Origin of the sequence: Cupriavidus gilardii (assembly GCF_008801915.1) — a bacterium.
Taxonomy (GTDB): domain Bacteria; phylum Pseudomonadota; class Gammaproteobacteria; order Burkholderiales; family Burkholderiaceae; genus Cupriavidus; species Cupriavidus gilardii.
Window position 1 is genome coordinate 536,511 of sequence record NZ_VZOV01000002.1, and the last position, 15,847, is coordinate 552,357.

A 15,847-nucleotide genomic window follows, 5' to 3' on the forward strand; every position below is an offset into this window, starting at 1 on the left:
CGCGATAAGTGACACATGTCTCTTGAGCCATGCCGAGCCGTGGACGCATGCTGCTCGTCCGCCCTCTACCGGAGAACGTCATGCTGACTGCCTTCCCCCCCGCGAAATCGCAACCAGTGGTGGTGCGCTGCGCCGTGCCCGAGGCGCTGCGCGTCCGTGACGTGCGCCGGCTATTGTTGGCTCAAGGGGGTTGGCTGCAGTGCGGAAGCGATCGCTTCCGGATCCGTTGGGAAAACCAGCAGATCGTTGTGCGCAGCGCGACAGCGACCAAGCCGCAACGGCAGGCGTTGGCCGCGCTGCTGACCGAGAGGTACCACCAACGGTTCGAGGACCGCTTCCACTGGAAAACAGGCACCGACCGGCGGGTGCGGCTCAATGGCCGGGTCGCCTTCGCGCGGGGTCGCCCGTGCGGGCCGATTGCCTGCCGCCATCTGGCCGTCTTCTGGCTTGGACTGTTCCTCGAGGACCGGCCCGACGGCCCCGACTACTCCCGGCTGGCAACCCCACAGGCACTGCGGGACAACGTCCCGGTGGAGTACGACTACAGGGTGGTGCCGAACCCGCTGCAGCTCGGCAAGCTGCGTGTGGTGATGAACGGGGACTGGGGCAAGGAGTTCGTCGCGCGGCTGGCCGACCTGGAGCGCCGCGGCGAAACGGCCACGACCCTGCTGGTGCTGACACCGGACCACGCGATGGCCGTCGGGCTGCGCATCGTGCGTCAGCCGCATCGCACGCTCCATGTGGTCGCCTTCTACGATCCCAACTACACGGCCACGCATCTCGAGGCCCGCTTCGACGACCTGGAAGCGGTACGCGCGCTGGAGGCGCGAGGCTTCACCGAGTTCGCGCCCGACTACCCGGCCTTCCTGCTGAAAACCCAGCCTGTGAGCACGGTGGACGCCATGCTGATGATCGAGCTGGATAGGGCGACGCTGCGGCAGCTGCGCGACATCGACGTGACCCTGCCCGCGCAGCCGCGCCAATTGTCCGGCGCGTTGCCGCCGCTGACGGCCGATGCGTTGTGGTACCTGCTGCGTTATGGCTGCGATGACGCCGTCCGTCAGCTGGCGCCCGCCCTGCGCGCGCTGCCTGAGCAGGAACGCATCCGGCGGCTCGGTACCAACCGCTCCACCCAGCTGTTCTACGACATCATGTCGCTCGGCTTGCCATCGTCGGCCAGACTGTTTGGGGAGCTGATCGCCGACCTTCCGCTGGAGCAGCGGATCCACCTGCTGCAATCGCGGGCGGATTGCGGCACCACGGCCTTCGGTTACGCCGTGAAGGCGGGGCGCACCGAGATGTTCCGGCCATTCCTCGAACTGCTGCAGGCGCTGCTGCCGCCGGACCATCACTACGCCATGCTGGTGGCGGCCATGCCCGACGGCACCTCGGCCTTGTATCACGCGTTCAAGCACGGGCGTTTCGATACGCCGCCGGCGTATGCCGCCGCCTTGTCGTCGCTGCCGCCGATGCTTCTCGCTTCGCTGATGTGCGCCCGTTCGGCCGACAACGAAACGGGCCTGGAGGCGGCCGTGCGGAACGACGATCTGCTGACCGTCGGCAGTGTCGACAAGGTGCTGCCGCTGCTGCCGCCGCAGGCCTGCGTCTATCTGCTCAAGCCCGCGTGGCGGCTGATTCGACGGCTGAACGCGCAGGGGCGCCAGCAGTGGCTCGTCGAACAGAGGATGCGATCGCATCTGGAGCGGTTCGCCCCGTCGCTGCTGCCGGGCAACGGCAGCGGTCGGGGCGGCCGCGCCAAGGCACCCTCCAAGGGGTGGTTGCGCTGGGACCGGAAACTGGGCTGACGCCGAACCGCCCTGAACCGCTGTCAGGACGATATCCGCCGATATCAGGCCGACAGTTGCGGCTGACGCCGATACGCCCACCACATCATCGCCGCGCCGCCGACGATCATCGGCAGGCTCAGCCACTGCCCCATCGAGAAGTTCAGCGCCAGCAGGCCGAGGAAGTTGTCCGGTTCGCGCGCGAATTCGGCCAGGAAGCGGAACACGCCGTAGCCGAGCAGGAAGGCGCCCGAGACCGCGCCCATCGGCCGCGGATGGCGGGCAAACAGCCACAGGATCACGAACAGCGCGACGCCTTCGCCAGCGAACTGGTACAGCTGCGACGGATGGCGCGCGATGTTGTCGCCGGCCTGCGGAAAGATCATGCCCCACGGCAGATCGGTCGGACGGCCCCACAGCTCGCCATTGATGAAGTTGCCCAGGCGCCCGGCGGCCAGCCCGCACGGAATCATCGGCGCGATGAAGTCGGTCACTTCCATCCAATGCCGGCCGCGCACCTTCGAGAACACCCACATCGCGATCACGACGCCCAGGAAGCCGCCGTGGAACGCCATGCCGCCCTCCCACAGCTTGAAGATATCGAGCGGATGCGACAGGTAGAACGACGGCTTGTAGAACAGCACGTAGCCAAGGCGGCCGCCGAGGATCACGCCGAGCACGCCGTAGAACAGCAGGTCGTCGATGTCGCGGGTGCTCCAGCCCTGTGCCGCGACATGCGGCTGACGCAGGCGGATCCGGCCGAACCACATGAACATGATGAAACCGGCCAGATACATCAGCCCATACCAGCGGATCGCCAGCGGGCCCAGATGGATGGCGATGGGATCGAAGTTCGGATGAATCAGCATGCGGGTCTATCGCTTGGCGTTGTCGGATGTTGTCGGAGGAATGGAATCGGGATCAGAGGCCGGGCTTCGGCTTCGGCTCGGGCTTGGCCTTCGAGTTCGACGCGGGCCCCGCTGTGCGGCGCTTCGCTGTGCCGCCGCCGGGCCGCGCGGCCGGCGCCAGCGCCGATGCGATCTCGATGAACGAGCGCAGCACCGGACTGGGTCCGGCCGCGCCGTTGTCGCGCCAGGCGAGGCCTGTCTCGATCTGCGGCACCGCGCCGCGCAATGCCAGATAGGACACGCCGGTGCGCCGCAGGTTGCATAGCGAGGCGGGCACCAGCGCGACGCCGATGCCGGCGGACACCAGGCTGACGATGGTCTGCATCTGGATCGCTTCCTGCGCGATCACCGGCGCGAAGCCGTCGCGCGCATAGTAACCGGTAATGATGTCATGAAACGCCGGCGCGCTTCGGCGCGGGAACAGGATCAGCGGCTCGTGCGCAAAATCGGCCAGCGCAACGGCGCCCGACGGCGCGCCATCCGGCCGTGCGGCATCTGCCTGCGCAGCGTGGCCGCGCCTGCCCGGCGGCCGCCAGTCCTGCGGCACGGCCAGCACCAGCGGCTCGCGCACCAGCGGCAGGTACGACAGGCCGTGCGGCAAGGCCGGCATCTGCGGGCGGATCACCAGCCCCGCGTCGATCTGCCCTTCGGCCAGCGCATCGAGCTGGATATCGCTGGTGGCCTCGCGCAGCTGCAGCTGGACTTCGGGATGCCGCGCGCGAAAGCGCCGCAGCAGGTCGGGCAGGATGCCGTAGTCCGCGGTGCTGACGAAGGCCAGCGACAGCGTGCCGACCTCGCCGCGGGCCAGCCGCTGCGCCAGCGCGGGCAGGCCAGCCGCGTCGGCCAGTACCCGCCGCACTTCGGGCAGCCACTGCTGCCCGGCCGGCGTCAGCGCGACCGAGCGCCGCGTCCGTACGAACAGCTGCACGCCGATCTCTTCCTCCAGCGCCTGGATCTGCTGCGACAGCGGCGGCTGCGTCATGGCCAGGCGCTCGGCGGCGCGGCCGAAGTGCAATTCCTCGGCAACGGTAACGAAATAGCGCAGCTGGCGCAGATCCACGCGGACTCCCGGCGCGGCGACAAGCCACGCGCTTGATAGGAAAAACGACTCAATAAGGCACGAATAATATATTTGACACACAAAAAGGCAAGCGGCATGCTGTCGCCCACAACAAAGGCAGCGCCCACGGGCGCGACGCATTCCATCCCCGGAGATCCCCATGGCCTACAACCGACGCTCGCAGAACATCACGCAAGGCGTGGCGCGCTCGCCCAATCGCTCGATGTATTACGCGCTGGGCTATCAGAAGGAAGACTTCGACAAGCCGATGGTCGGCATCGCCAATGGCCACTCGACCATCACGCCGTGCAACGCCGGCCTGCAGCGACTGGCCGACGCCGCGGTCGATGCGATCAAGGCGTCCGGCGCGAATCCGCAGATCTTCGGCACGCCGACGATCTCGGACGGCATGTCGATGGGCACCGAGGGCATGAAGTACTCGCTGATCTCGCGCGAGGTCATCGCCGACTGCATCGAGACCGCGGCGCAGGGCCAGTGGATGGACGGCGTGGTCGTCATCGGCGGCTGCGACAAGAACATGCCGGGCGGCATGATCGCGCTGGCGCGCACCAATGTGCCGGGCATCTACGTCTATGGCGGCACCATCAAGCCGGGCAACTGGAAGGGCAAGGACCTGACCATCGTGTCCTCGTTCGAGGCGGTCGGCGAGTTCACCGCGGGCCGGATGAGCCAGGAGGACTTCGAGGGCGTCGAGAAGAACGCATGCCCGTCGACCGGCTCTTGCGGCGGCATGTATACGGCGAACACGATGAGCTCGTCGTTCGAGGCGCTGGGCATGTCGCTGCTGTATTCGTCGACGATGGCCAATCCCGATCAGGAGAAGGTCGACAGCGCCGCGGAATCGGCGCGCGTGCTGGTCGAGGCGATCAAGCGTGACATCAAGCCGCGCGACATCATCACGCGCCAGTCGATCGAGAACGCGGTCAGCCTGATCATGGCGACCGGCGGCTCGACCAACGCGGTGCTGCACTACCTGGCGATCGCGCACGCGGCCGAGGTCGAATGGACCATCGACGATTTCGAGCGGATCCGCCGCAAGGTGCCGGTGATCTGCAACCTGAAGCCGTCGGGCCAGTACGTCGCCACCGACCTGCACCGCGCCGGCGGCATTCCGCAGGTGATGAAGATCCTGCTGAACGCGGGCCTGTTGCACGGCGACTGCCTGACCATCACCGGCCGCACGCTGGCCGAGGAACTCGAGCACGTACCCGACCAGCCGCGCGCCGACCAGGACGTGATCCTGCCGATCGACAAGGCGCTGTACAAGGAGGGCCATCTGGCCATCCTGAAGGGCAACCTCGCCGAGGAAGGCGCGGTGGCCAAGATCACCGGCCTGAAGAACCCGGTGATCACCGGCCCGGCACGCGTGTTCGACGACGAGCAGAGCGCGATGGATGCGATCCTGGCCGACAGGATCCAGGCGGGCGATGTGCTGGTGCTGCGCTATCTCGGCCCCAAGGGCGGCCCCGGCATGCCCGAAATGCTGGCGCCGACGTCGGCGATCATCGGCAAGGGGCTCGGCGAATCGGTCGGCTTCATCACCGACGGCCGCTTCTCGGGCGGCACCTGGGGCATGGTGGTCGGCCACGTCGCACCGGAAGCCTATGTCGGCGGCACCATCGCGCTGGTCCAGGAAGGCGACTCGATCACGATCGACGCACACCAGCTGCTGCTGCAGCTGAACGTCAGCGACGACGAACTGGCGCGCCGCCGTGCCGCCTGGAAACAGCCGGCGCCGCGCTATACGCGCGGCGTGCTGGCCAAGTTCGCGAAGCTGGCGTCGACGGCCAGCAAGGGGGCGGTCACCGACTGAAGCCGGACGGCGGTGCGGCGGCAACGACCGCCTCGCCCGCCCGATCGGCCGGACCGGTCCGATCCCATTCGAATTCGAAGCCTGCGCGTTCGCGGGCTTCTTTTTTGCGGCTCGCGCCGCGGCGTGTTTACGCCATTTCATTACCGCAGCCATCACGATGCCCACCTACCGCTCCAAGACCTCCACCGCCGGCCGCAACATGGCAGGCGCGCGCTCCCTTTGGCGCGCGACCGGCATGAAAGACGAGGACTTTTCCAAGCCGATCGTCGCCGTCGTCAATTCCTTTACGCAGTTCGTTCCCGGGCACGTGCACCTGAAGGACCTGGGCCAGCTGGTGGCGCGCGAGATCGAGGCGGCGGGCGGCGTCGCCAAGGAATTCAACACCATCGCGGTCGATGACGGCATCGCGATGGGCCACGACGGCATGCTGTACTCGCTGCCCAGCCGCGACATCATCGCGGACTCGGTCGAATACATGGTCAACGCGCACTGCGCCGACGCGATGGTCTGCATCTCGAACTGCGACAAGATCACGCCGGGCATGCTGATGGCCGCGATGCGGCTGAACATCCCGGTGATCTTCGTCTCGGGCGGTCCGATGGAAGCCGGCAAGACGCGGCTGGCAAACCCGGTCACCAAGACCATCGAGCTCAAGAAGCTGGACCTGGTCGACGCGATGGTGATCGCGGCCGACCCGTCCTATTCGGACGCGGACGTGGCCGAGGTCGAACGCTCGGCTTGTCCGACCTGCGGCTCCTGCTCCGGCATGTTCACCGCCAACTCGATGAACTGCCTGACCGAGGCGCTGGGCCTGTCGCTGCCGGGCAATGGCACGGTGGTGGCGACGCACGCCGACCGCGAGCAGCTGTTCAAGCGTGCCGGCCGCCGCATCGTCGAACTGGCCCGCCAGCACTACGAGCAGGAGGATGCGCGCGTGCTGCCGCGCTCGGTCGGCTTCAAGGCCTTCGAGAATGCGATGACGCTGGACATCGCGATGGGCGGCTCGACCAACACGATCCTGCATCTGCTGGCGATCGCGCGCGAAGCGGAGATCGACTTCACGATGGCCGACATCGACCGTCTGTCGCGGGTCGTGCCGCAGCTGTGCAAGGTCGCGCCCAACACCAACAAGTACCACATCGAGGATGTGCACCGCGCCGGCGGCATCATGGCCATCCTGGGCGAACTCGAGCGCGCCGGCAAGCTGCACACCGATGTGCCGACCGTGCATGCGCCGACGCTGAAGGACGCGCTCGAGCAATGGGATATCGTCCGCACCCGCGACGAAGCGGTCCGCAACTTCTACCTGGCCGGACCGGCCGGCATTCCGACCCAGGTCGCATTCAGCCAGAACACGCGCTGGCCGAGCCTGGACTTGGACCGCGCCGAGGGCTGCATCCGCTCGTACGAGCATGCGTTCTCGAAGGAAGGCGGCCTGGCGGTGCTGACCGGCAACATCGCGGTCGACGGCTGCGTCGTCAAGACCGCCGGCGTCGACGAAAGCATCCTGGTGTTCGAGGGCACCGCCCACGTCACCGAATCGCAGGACGAGGCGGTCGAGAACATCCTGAACGACAAGGTCAAGGCGGGCGACGTGGTCATCGTGCGCTATGAAGGCCCGAAGGGCGGTCCTGGCATGCAGGAGATGCTGTATCCGACCAGCTACATCAAGTCCAAGGGCCTGGGCAAGGCCTGCGCGCTGTTGACCGACGGCCGCTTCTCGGGCGGCACCTCGGGCCTGTCGATCGGCCACTGCTCGCCGGAAGCGGCGGCCGGCGGCGCGATCGGCCTGGTGCGCGACGGCGACCGGATCCGCATCGACATCCCCAATCGCAGGATCGACGTGCTGCTGTCCGACGAGGAACTGGCGCGGCGCCGCGAGGAGCAGAACGCCAAGGGCTGGAAGCCCGCCAAGCCGCGCCCGCGCAAGGTCTCCGCGGCCCTGAAGGCCTACGCCAAGCTGGTGATGTCGGCCGACAAGGGCGCGGTACGCGATCTGTCGCTGCTGGACGACTGATCCCGACCCCGACGCGCCGCAAGGCCGCCCTTCGGGGCGGCTTTTTTTTTGCTGATCGATGCTCGGCCAGCGACAGGCTTCAGCCGCCGGACACCGTCCGTTCGATCAGCCTGACCATCGCCGCGCGGATGGCCGCGGGGTCGTCGCCCGCGTCGATCGCCAGTGCCGCGCGGTCGAAGGCTGCCGACAGCAGCGTGGCGAGCGCGTCCACCGTCAGCGGCGGCGCAATGCGCTGGTCCAGCGCCGCTGCCAGCCCCTCGCGCAGCGTGCGGCCGGCGTGGGCCTGATCCAGGGCCAGGCTCTCGCCCGGGCCGAGCACCGCCGGACCGTCCACCAGCAGCAGCCGCGTGCGGCCGGCCACCGTCATCGCGTCGAGATAGGCCTCGCTGCCGGCGATCAGCGCCTTGCGCGGCGAGCGCGTGGCGGGTGCCGCGCGCTCGATCTCGTCGGCCACTGCCCTCGCCTCCTCCTCCAGCACCGCGCGAAACAGTGCGCGCTTGTCCTCGAAGTGGTGATACAGCGCGCCGCGCGTGATGCCGGCCGCCGCGACGATTTCCGGGGTCGAGGTGTCGGCGTACCCCTTGGAGACGAACAGCGCGCGCGCGGCCGCCAGCAAGGCGCCGCGCGTCGCTTCGGTGCGTTCACGATTGGTCCGTGGCATTGTTCTTTGCATACATACAGCCTGTATGTTATAACGGCAAAAAAGATACAGACTGCATGTTAATTCAATCCGACCGCCATCCGATCGTGGATCGAAGCGGCCGCACCGAACGGAGCCCGTCATGAAGATCACCAGCTTCTACCCCGTCATCCAGACCGCCGATGTGGCCGCCACCGCCGCCTTCTACCAGCGGCATTTCGGCTTCCAGGCACTGTTCTCCAGCGACTGGTACTGGCATCTGCAGTCCGCAGACGATGCCGGCGTCAACCTGGCGGTGCTTGACTACCGGCACGAGACCATCCCGGCGGGCAGCCGCGTGCCGGTGGCCGGGACGATCCTGAACTTCGAGGTCGAGGACGTCGACACGTTGTACGTCCAGCTGCAGCAGGCCGGCCTGCCGATCCGGCTGGCGCTTCGGGATGAGCCCTTCGGCCAACGGCATTTCATCACCGCCGACCCCAACGGCGTGCTGATCGACATCATCAAGCCGATTCCGCCTTCGCCCGAGTTCGCTGCGCAATACGACCCGCAGGCGATGCCGGGTTGATTCCGCCGACGGGCGGTATCATGGCCCGGTAATCGGCGGCCGCGAGCAATGCGCGGCCCCCAGCGGCCTGCGAAACCGCAAGGAGGGACCATGAGGACAGTGATGTTGATTGGCGCGCCTACCGATGTCGGCGCCAGCACACGCGGTGCATCGATGGGACCGGAGGCGATGCGCGTCGCCGATCTCGCCGGCGCCCTGCTGCGCAATGGACTCGACGTCGTCGATGGCGGCAATCTGTCCGGCCCGGCCAATCCCTGGCACCAGCCGATCGACGGCATGCGGCATCTCGACGAAGTGGCCGCGTGGAATCGCGGCGTGTTCGATGCCTGCTACGGCTGTCTGCAGGACGGGCGCTTCCCGCTGCTGCTCGGCGGCGACCATTGCCTGGCGATCGGCTCGATCAGCGCGGCCGCACGCCATTGCCGCGAGACCGGCAAGAAGCTGCTGGTGCTTTGGCTGGACGCGCACGCCGACGCCAATACCGGTTCCACCAGCCCCACCGGCAACATCCACGGTATGCCCGTCGCATGCCTGTGCGGCGATGGCCCCGCGCCATTGATTTCGCTCAGCGGCACGGTGCCGGCCGTCAAAACCGAGCATATCCGGCAAGTCGGCATCCGCAGCGTCGACGCCGAGGAGAAACGGCGGCTGCGGGAGCTGAACCTGGCCGTCTTCGACATGCGCTATATCGACGAGAACGGCATGCGGCATACGATGCAGAACGCGCTCGCCGGCATCGACGACAACACCCACCTGCACGTCAGCTTCGACGTGGACTTTCTCGACTGCAGCATCGCGCCGGGCGTCGGCACGACCGTGATGGGCGGACCCACCTATCGCGAGACGCAGCTGTGCATGGAGATGATTGCGGACACCGGCCGGCTCGGTTCGCTCGACGTGCTCGAACTGAATCCGGCTTGCGACGTCCGCAATCAGACCGCGAGGTTGATGGTCGATTTCCTCGAAAGCCTGTTCGGCAAATCGACGCTGATTCGCTAGGTCCGTCGCGCTCCGTGCCGCCGGCGGCTCGCACCATGTCTTTGAAGGCGGCAAGCCGTCCCATCGCATCGATGCGGCGCCGGCTGCAGGCTAGCAGAGGAACACTTCATCCAGGCGTCCGGCGTATAGCACGCGACGCGTCCAATCTTCGATCTGTTCCACCGAGGAGGAAAGCACCTTGGAGACGATGTCTTCGGACAACGGGCCGAAGCGATGGTCGAGCAGTGTGATCAACACCTCCGCCTTCGCCTCCGCTCTCACCTCGGCCTTGACCTTCCGTGTGATGTCTCGCTCCAAGCGGCGCGCCCACTTTCCATAGTCTTGCGACAGTTCCATATCCAGCTCCATCAGGTTGTGCACTTCGTTCAGATCCAGCGCGGCGGCGCTGAAGTTGGCGGCTCTCGCCGCGATCCATGCGGTCAGCGCCGTGTCGAGCGCGGCATTGCCTTGTGCCAGCTCCCTGGCGAGCCGCAACGGCGCAAACACGGCGTCAACCGTTGCTGCCTGTTCGAGCCGCATCAGCGCGGCGACGAGGTTGCGCTGCGTCGCCAGTTCCGAATCGGTATAGGTCGCACGATCGATCAGGCAGTACTGCAGCCTCGGCTGGTGCGCGCCGACGCGCCCTGGTACCGGCGGAATCATCTCCGCGATGTCCGTCGGGGCCCGCCATCGCGCGGTACCGTTGTAGAACACGATCGGAAACACCAGCGGATATCGACGCCAGCCCGTGCCGCGGGTTCGCCGGCTGACATCGCGATAGAGCATGCCGACGTAGGCGAGCATGCGGGCGGCCATATGCGGATCGTTGCTGCTCTGGAACTCGATCAGCAGGTAGACCGGCTGCTGCTGTCCGGGCACACGAACCCGCCAGACCACATCGTTCATCCCCACGCGCAGGCCGTCCGACACATGGTGCGTCGGCACCATCTCCATGGAGTCGAAATCTGCGGTCTGTAACCATGGATCCGCAATGAAGTCGCGGATCAGGTCGCGGACGACCTCACGAAAGGCGAACACCAGCTTGTATGAGGCATCGTGATGACGGGCAAGCGTACGTTGCGCGTAGCCATTCGCCCCGTCGGCGGGCTCGCGTACCTCGAGGCAGGTGGGCCCTGGGAAGCGCCACGGCACATCGTGATCGAGGCCATCGTGGGCAGGCGGGATGCGGGAATGGCCGGTGGGATAGTCCGCAGGACCGTACAGCGGATAGCGCACGGCAGGACCGACGGCATGGCGGTCGACTGCGTTTCGGGCGGATTGGCGCGGCACACGCGGCCGCGACTGGCGAGCGGAGTAGTGGAGCATGGGCAAGAACACCTTGAGAAGGGACAACGGGATACGGCCGGGGCCGATGCCGTAAGTTGCCAGCCTATTGGCTACGGTGCTTGCCTGAATTGGCGCGGAGTTAACTAAAGGGGACCTCTATAGGGTGCATTCGAAAACGGCGTTCGAAGGGACCCTTTGAACGGCCCGTGAAGGGACCCGTTGAGGCGGGCGTCCAAGCGGTCTATCAAGCGGTCTATCAAGCGAGCAAGAGGCCGCGGATCGCGGCCCTGGCGACAACACTACGCGCCGGCGTCGCCCGGGTTGCGTTGCCCGATATCGTGGTGCGCCAGCGGATAGCCCCGCTCGCGATATTGGCGATAGCGTTCGCGCCCCGCCGCGCGATCGTCGGCGTCGCCGCCGACCACTTCGATCATCCGTTCGAAGCTGGCGAACTGCAGCGGGATCCTGGTATCGAGATTGATCAGCAGTTCGTGGTGCGGCACCGCATCGAGCGCGGCGGCCAGCACGATCGGCGTTTCCGCCGCGTGCGGGCTGTCGAGCCCGCAGTGCGGCAGGAAGTCCAGCGCCGAGAACGTCCACAGCTGCGCATCGAGCCGCGCCAGCACCGCCGGTTCGGCATGCACGACGATCTTCTGCCCGGCCCCGTAGGCCTTGCGGATCAGCCGACAGACATAGCCGAGCTTGTCCGGCACGTTGCTGTGGAAGTCGATGCGCGTCATGGGTCGGAGATCAGCCTGCGCGGTCCATCAGGAATTGCGTCAGCAGCGGCACCGGGCGGCCGGTGGCGCCCTTGGCCGCGCCGCTCTTCCACGCGGTGCCGGCGATGTCCAGGTGGGCCCAGTCGTACTTGTCGGCAAAGCGCGCCAGGAAGCAGGCCGCCGTGACGCTGCCGGCCGGACGGCCGCCGATGTTCGCCATGTCGGCGAAGTTGGACTTGAGCTGCTCCTGGTACTCGTCGTCCAGCGGCATGCGCCAGGCGCCGTCCATCGCCTTGCGGCCGGCCTGCACCAGCTGGTCCGCCAGCGCGTCGCTGCGCGCGTACAGGCCGCTGTTGACGTGGCCGAGCGCGATGATGCACGCACCGGTCAGCGTGGCGACGTCGATCACCGCGGCCGGCTTGAAGCGCTCGACATAGGTCAGCGCGTCGCACAGGATCAGCCGGCCCTCGGCATCGGTGTTCAGGATCTCGATGGTCTGGCCCGACATGCTGGTCACCACATCGCCCGGCTTGGTGGCGGTGCCGCTCGGCATGTTCTCGCAGGTCGGCACCACGGCGATGACATTGAGCTTCAGGCCCATCTCGGCCACGGCCTGCAGCGTGCCGAGCACCGAGGCGGCGCCGCACATGTCGTACTTCATCTCGTCCATGCCCTCGCCCGGCTTCAGCGAGATGCCGCCGGTATCGAAGGTGATGCCCTTGCCCACCAGCACCACCGGCGCCTGGCGCGCACCGCCGCCGTCATAGCGCAGCACGATGAACTGCGGCGGTTCTGCCGTGCCCTTGGTGACCGCAAGGAAGGCGCCCATCTTCAGCGCCTCGATCTGCTTGCGGCCCAGCACTTCGACCTTCAGCTTGAAGCGGCGCGCGATCGAACGGGCGGTGTCGGCCAGATAGGTCGGCGTGCAGATATTGGAAGGCAGGTTGCCCAGGTCCTTGGTCAGCTCCATGCCGTTGGCGATCGCCACGCCCCGCGCCACGGCCTGGTTGGCGGCCTTGGCTTCGGCCGCATCGACGGCCAGCACGACCTTGCGCAGGCCGAGCCCCTTGTCGTTGTTCCTGGCGCCGTTGCGCTTGAGCTCGGGATGGCGCTCGAGCAGCCGGTAGCCGGCCTCGCGGATCAGCGTGACGGTGGTGATCACGCGCCAGCCGATATCGCGGGTCGCGCCCTCGCCGGCGCCCTGCCCTGCCGCGCGCGGGGCCGGCTGCGCGAGGCACCACAGCACGTTGGCGGCACGCGTGCCGCTCAACGCACGCAATGCGGTCCGTACCGCATCGGCGAACGCCTTGTCGCCGAACTCCGCCTCCTTGCCCAGGCCGACCAGCAGCACGCGGGCGGCGCCGATGCCCGCGACCTCGTGCAGCATCAACTGCGAATTGCGCTTGCCCTCGAAGTCGCCGAGCTTGATCAATCTAGCCACCAGGCCCTTGGTCGCGGCGTCCAGCGCCTTGGCGACGCCGTCCAGGCTCTGGCCCTCGAACACACCGACCACCAGGCAATCGGTCTTGGTCGCCAGGAAACCATTCTGGCCCGCTTTGCTCAAATCAAGGGCTTTTGTGCTAAATTCCATCGCGCTTCCTTCCAGGGGCTCGTTTAGAACGAAAGCCTCCATTATCCGCGATTTTGCTTCGCGAACTTTTGGCAGTCACTTCCGCAGCGACTGGCCGCCGCTGGCCTGCAGCGCTGACGCCGTACCCTTCGTCAGCCGCCGGCGTGCGCCGCCGCCGCGCTGGCCGGCAGCCCGGAACCGACATCGCATGATTTTTCAACAAGCCTTGCGACGCGAGCTCGCCTACACCGCCGGCGCGGTGTTCCTGGTCATGCTGACCTTCATGCTGACCTCGCTCGTGATCCGTATTCTCGGCATGGCCGCCACCGGCCGCGCCAGCCCCAACGACGTGCTGATGCTGATCGGCCTGGCCGCCCTCGGCTACCTGGCGATCCTGCTGTGCGCGACGTTGTTCATCTCCACGCTGATCGTGCTGACGCGCTGGTACAAGGACTCCGAGATGGTGGTCTGGTTCTCGGCCGGCCTGTCGCTGCGCGACTTCATCAAGCCCGTGCTGCAGTTCGCCGCGCCGTTCGTGCTGCTGGCGCTGTTCCTCGGCGCCTTCGCCTGGCCCTGGGCCAATCAGCAGAGCGCGCTGTTCCGCGACCGCTTCCAGCAGCGCGGCGTGCTGTCGATGATCGCGGCGGGCCGCTTCATCGAGCCGGCCAACGGCAACTACGTATTGTTCATCGAGAGCATCGACGGCGATATGCGCCATGCGCGCAACGTCTTCGTCGCCAATGCCGAGGCCGGCAAGGTCGGCGTCGCGCTGGCCCATCAGGGGCAGTTCGAGACCATGCCCAACGGCGACCGGCTGGTGGTGATGGAAGATGGCCGCCGCTACGCCGGCACCCCCGGCAAGCTGGACTACCGCATCGTCGAATTCGACCGATATGCGGTCAAGGTCGACAGCAAGCCGCCCGAGAGCGACGCCAACCTGCCGGTCAAGAGCCGCGACACCATCGAGCTGCTGCGCAATCCGACCAATGAAAACCTGGGCGAGCTGATCTGGCGGCTGTCGCTGCCGATCCTGGCCTTCAACTTCGTGCTGATCGCGATCCCGCTGGCCTATGTCAACCCGCGCCTGGGCCGCTATACGCCGCTGGTGTTCGCCGTACTGATCTACCTGACCTACAGCAACCTGATCAACCTGTCGCAGGCCTGGGTCCGCTCCGGCTCGCTGCCGTTCGGGCTCGCCTGGTGGCCGTTCCACCTGCTGGCCTTCCTCGGCGCGGTGATGCTGTTCCGTTACCGCCAGCGCTACAGCCTGGGCGGCTGGCGCGCGGTATTCGGGCTGCGCCGCCGCACCCCCCAGGGAGACCTGGCATGAGGGTGCTGCACGTCTACGAGCGCTACTTCGGCCGGCTGATCTACGGCGTTTTCGCGTTCATCCTGTTCGCGGTGCTCGCGCTGTTCGTGTTCTTCGACATGCTCAACGAGCTGGAGAACGTGACGGCCGGCTACACCTCGCTGGTCGCCTTCTTCCACGTGGTGCTGCAGGCGCCGACGCGGATCTACGAGGTGCTGCCGATCGCGGCGCTGATCAGCGCGATCTATGTCTTCTCGCAGCTGGCGAGCCAGTCCGAATACACGATCTTCCGCGTGGCGGGCCTCAACACGCGGCAGGCGCTGTTCTCGCTGTTCAAGCTGGCGATTCCGCTGGCGATCGCGACGTTCCTGTTCGGCGAGTTCATCGGACCGAAGACCGAGCAGTACGCGCAGAAGGTCAAGCTCGATTCGCTGGGCGCGACGGTGTCGTCGGGCTTCCGCTCGGGCGTCTGGGTCAAGGACCGCGGCAAGGACCCGGCCACCGGCGGCGAGCTGACCCGCTTCGTCAACGTGGCGGGCCTGAAGCCGGACCAGACCATCAACGGCGTGACGATCTACGAGTTCGACGGCGACTATCGGCTCAGCGTGATCCGCGTCGCCGAGGAAGGGCGTTACCGCGGCGACCAGTCGTGGCAGCTGTCCAAGGTCACCGAGACCCGCTTCGCCGAAGCGCCGCCGCCACCGGGCGCGCAGCGCGACGGGCTGGCGCCGGCGTTCCGGGCCGAGCGCAAGAGCTTTCCCGACATGACGATGCATTCGGAACTGACTCCGCAGATCCTGTCGGTGCTGCTGGTGACGCCGGAGCGCATGTCGACGCTGGACCTGTTCCGCTATATCCGCCACCTGCGCGACAACAAGCAGGACACGCAGCGCTACGAGATCGCGTTCTGGAAGAAGGTGGTCTATCCGCTGACGCTGTTCGTGATGATGGCGCTGGCGCTGCCGTTCGCCTATCTGCACGCGCGCGCCGGCGCGGTCGGCATCAAGGTGTTCGGCGGCATCATGCTGGGGCTGTCCTTCCACCTGTCGAACACGCTGTTCTCGCACGTCGGCCTGCTGCATACCTGGCCGCCGATCGTGTCGGCGCTGCTGCCCGGCACGCTGTACCTGCTGGTCGCGCTGACGGCGCTGCGCTGGGTCGACCGGCACTGAG

The 15,847-nt window shown here is 67.0% G+C and carries 13 protein-coding genes; 7 read left to right on the plus strand and 6 right to left on the minus strand.

Annotated features, from left to right (window positions below; all coding sequences use genetic code 11):
- Window positions 1–80: 80 nt before the first annotated feature.
- Window positions 81–1,805, plus strand: coding sequence for a ShET2/EspL2 family type III secretion system effector toxin (locus F7Q96_RS05240; RefSeq protein WP_158507242.1), 1,725 nt, complete (start codon window positions 81–83; stop codon window positions 1,803–1,805).
- Between the two features lie 44 nt (window positions 1,806–1,849).
- Here F7Q96_RS05240 and lgt read toward each other — a convergent pair whose 3' ends face one another.
- Both lgt and F7Q96_RS05250 read right to left on the minus strand, forming a co-directional pair.
- Complete coding sequence (gene lgt, locus F7Q96_RS05245) at window positions 1,850–2,653, minus strand: prolipoprotein diacylglyceryl transferase (RefSeq protein WP_053821121.1); 804 nt, start codon at window positions 2,651–2,653, stop codon at window positions 1,850–1,852.
- Between the two features lie 52 nt (window positions 2,654–2,705).
- Complete coding sequence (locus F7Q96_RS05250) at window positions 2,706–3,752, minus strand: LysR family transcriptional regulator (protein WP_082371388.1); 1,047 nt, start codon at window positions 3,750–3,752, stop codon at window positions 2,706–2,708.
- Between the two features lie 160 nt (window positions 3,753–3,912).
- Here F7Q96_RS05250 and ilvD (F7Q96_RS05255) point away from each other — a divergent pair, with 160 nt between their 5' ends.
- Both ilvD (F7Q96_RS05255) and ilvD (F7Q96_RS05260) read left to right on the plus strand, forming a co-directional pair.
- The gene (gene ilvD, locus F7Q96_RS05255) at window positions 3,913–5,586 is read left to right on the plus strand and encodes a dihydroxy-acid dehydratase (RefSeq protein ID WP_053821120.1); all 1,674 of its coding nucleotides are present in this window, start codon (window positions 3,913–3,915) and stop codon (window positions 5,584–5,586) included.
- A gap of 157 nt (window positions 5,587–5,743) precedes the next feature.
- Window positions 5,744–7,603 (plus strand): dihydroxy-acid dehydratase, encoded by a 1,860-nt coding sequence (ilvD, locus tag F7Q96_RS05260; protein WP_053821119.1) that lies wholly within the window; start codon window positions 5,744–5,746, stop codon window positions 7,601–7,603.
- Between the two features lie 79 nt (window positions 7,604–7,682).
- On the opposite strand, the gene F7Q96_RS05265 is transcribed toward ilvD (F7Q96_RS05260), so the two are convergent.
- Window positions 7,683–8,264 (minus strand): TetR/AcrR family transcriptional regulator, encoded by a 582-nt coding sequence (locus F7Q96_RS05265; protein ID WP_211923502.1) that lies wholly within the window; start codon window positions 8,262–8,264, stop codon window positions 7,683–7,685.
- 121 nt (window positions 8,265–8,385) lie between these two features.
- On the opposite strand from F7Q96_RS05265, the gene F7Q96_RS05270 reads away from it, so the two are divergent.
- Complete coding sequence (locus tag F7Q96_RS05270) at window positions 8,386–8,811, plus strand: VOC family protein (protein ID WP_053821117.1); 426 nt, start codon at window positions 8,386–8,388, stop codon at window positions 8,809–8,811.
- 90 nt (window positions 8,812–8,901) lie between these two features.
- Window positions 8,902–9,810, plus strand: coding sequence for an arginase (gene rocF / locus F7Q96_RS05275; RefSeq protein ID WP_053821116.1), 909 nt, complete (start codon window positions 8,902–8,904; stop codon window positions 9,808–9,810).
- A 90-nt stretch (window positions 9,811–9,900) separates the two neighbouring features.
- Here the strand turns inward: rocF and F7Q96_RS05280 are convergent, their stop codons facing one another.
- The 3 genes from F7Q96_RS05280 to F7Q96_RS05290 form a co-directional block, all read right to left on the minus strand.
- Window positions 9,901–11,115, minus strand: a complete 1,215-nt coding sequence (locus tag F7Q96_RS05280; RefSeq protein ID WP_151022204.1) for an Rpn family recombination-promoting nuclease/putative transposase — start codon at window positions 11,113–11,115, stop codon at window positions 9,901–9,903.
- A 260-nt stretch (window positions 11,116–11,375) separates the two neighbouring features.
- On the minus strand, window positions 11,376–11,816 hold the full coding sequence (locus tag F7Q96_RS05285) for a DNA polymerase III subunit chi (protein ID WP_053821114.1): 441 nt from the start codon (window positions 11,814–11,816) through the stop codon (window positions 11,376–11,378).
- A 10-nt stretch (window positions 11,817–11,826) separates the two neighbouring features.
- The gene (locus F7Q96_RS05290; RefSeq protein WP_053821113.1) at window positions 11,827–13,386 is read right to left on the minus strand and encodes a leucyl aminopeptidase; all 1,560 of its coding nucleotides are present in this window, start codon (window positions 13,384–13,386) and stop codon (window positions 11,827–11,829) included.
- Window positions 13,387–13,573: 187 nt separating this feature from the next.
- Here F7Q96_RS05290 and lptF point away from each other — a divergent pair, with 187 nt between their 5' ends.
- Window positions 13,574–14,695: an LPS export ABC transporter permease LptF gene (gene lptF / locus F7Q96_RS05295; protein ID WP_064572654.1), complete on the plus strand. Its 1,122-nt coding sequence runs from the start codon at window positions 13,574–13,576 to the stop codon at window positions 14,693–14,695.
- Window positions 14,692–15,846 carry an LPS export ABC transporter permease LptG gene (lptG, locus tag F7Q96_RS05300; protein ID WP_053821111.1) on the plus strand — a complete coding sequence of 385 codons (1,155 nt, stop codon included), beginning with the start codon at window positions 14,692–14,694 and terminating at the stop codon, window positions 15,844–15,846. The genes lptF and lptG overlap by 4 nt, the downstream gene beginning before the upstream one ends.
- Window position 15,847: the final 1 nt, after the last annotated feature.

Bases quoted from the DNA above. Each gene is read 5' to 3' on its own strand.
- ilvD (WP_053821119.1), top strand. From the start codon at position 5,744: ATGCCCACCTACCGCTCCAAGACCTCCACCGCCGGCCGCAACATGGCA.
- F7Q96_RS05290 (WP_053821113.1), bottom strand. From the start codon at position 13,386: ATGGAATTTAGCACAAAAGCCCTTGATTTGAGCAAAGCGGGCCAGAAT.
- lptG (WP_053821111.1), top strand. From the start codon at position 14,692: ATGAGGGTGCTGCACGTCTACGAGCGCTACTTCGGCCGGCTGATCTAC.
- F7Q96_RS05280 (WP_151022204.1), bottom strand. From the start codon at position 11,115: ATGCTCCACTACTCCGCTCGCCAGTCGCGGCCGCGTGTGCCGCGCCAA.
- lptF (WP_064572654.1), top strand. From the start codon at position 13,574: ATGATTTTTCAACAAGCCTTGCGACGCGAGCTCGCCTACACCGCCGGC.
- F7Q96_RS05285 (WP_053821114.1), bottom strand. From the start codon at position 11,816: ATGACGCGCATCGACTTCCACAGCAACGTGCCGGACAAGCTCGGCTAT.
- ilvD (WP_053821120.1), top strand. From the start codon at position 3,913: ATGGCCTACAACCGACGCTCGCAGAACATCACGCAAGGCGTGGCGCGC.
- F7Q96_RS05270 (WP_053821117.1), top strand. From the start codon at position 8,386: ATGAAGATCACCAGCTTCTACCCCGTCATCCAGACCGCCGATGTGGCC.
- F7Q96_RS05265 (WP_211923502.1), bottom strand. From the start codon at position 8,264: ATGCCACGGACCAATCGTGAACGCACCGAAGCGACGCGCGGCGCCTTG.
- lgt (WP_053821121.1), bottom strand. From the start codon at position 2,653: ATGCTGATTCATCCGAACTTCGATCCCATCGCCATCCATCTGGGCCCG.
- rocF (WP_053821116.1), top strand. From the start codon at position 8,902: ATGAGGACAGTGATGTTGATTGGCGCGCCTACCGATGTCGGCGCCAGC.
- F7Q96_RS05240 (WP_158507242.1), top strand. From the start codon at position 81: ATGCTGACTGCCTTCCCCCCCGCGAAATCGCAACCAGTGGTGGTGCGC.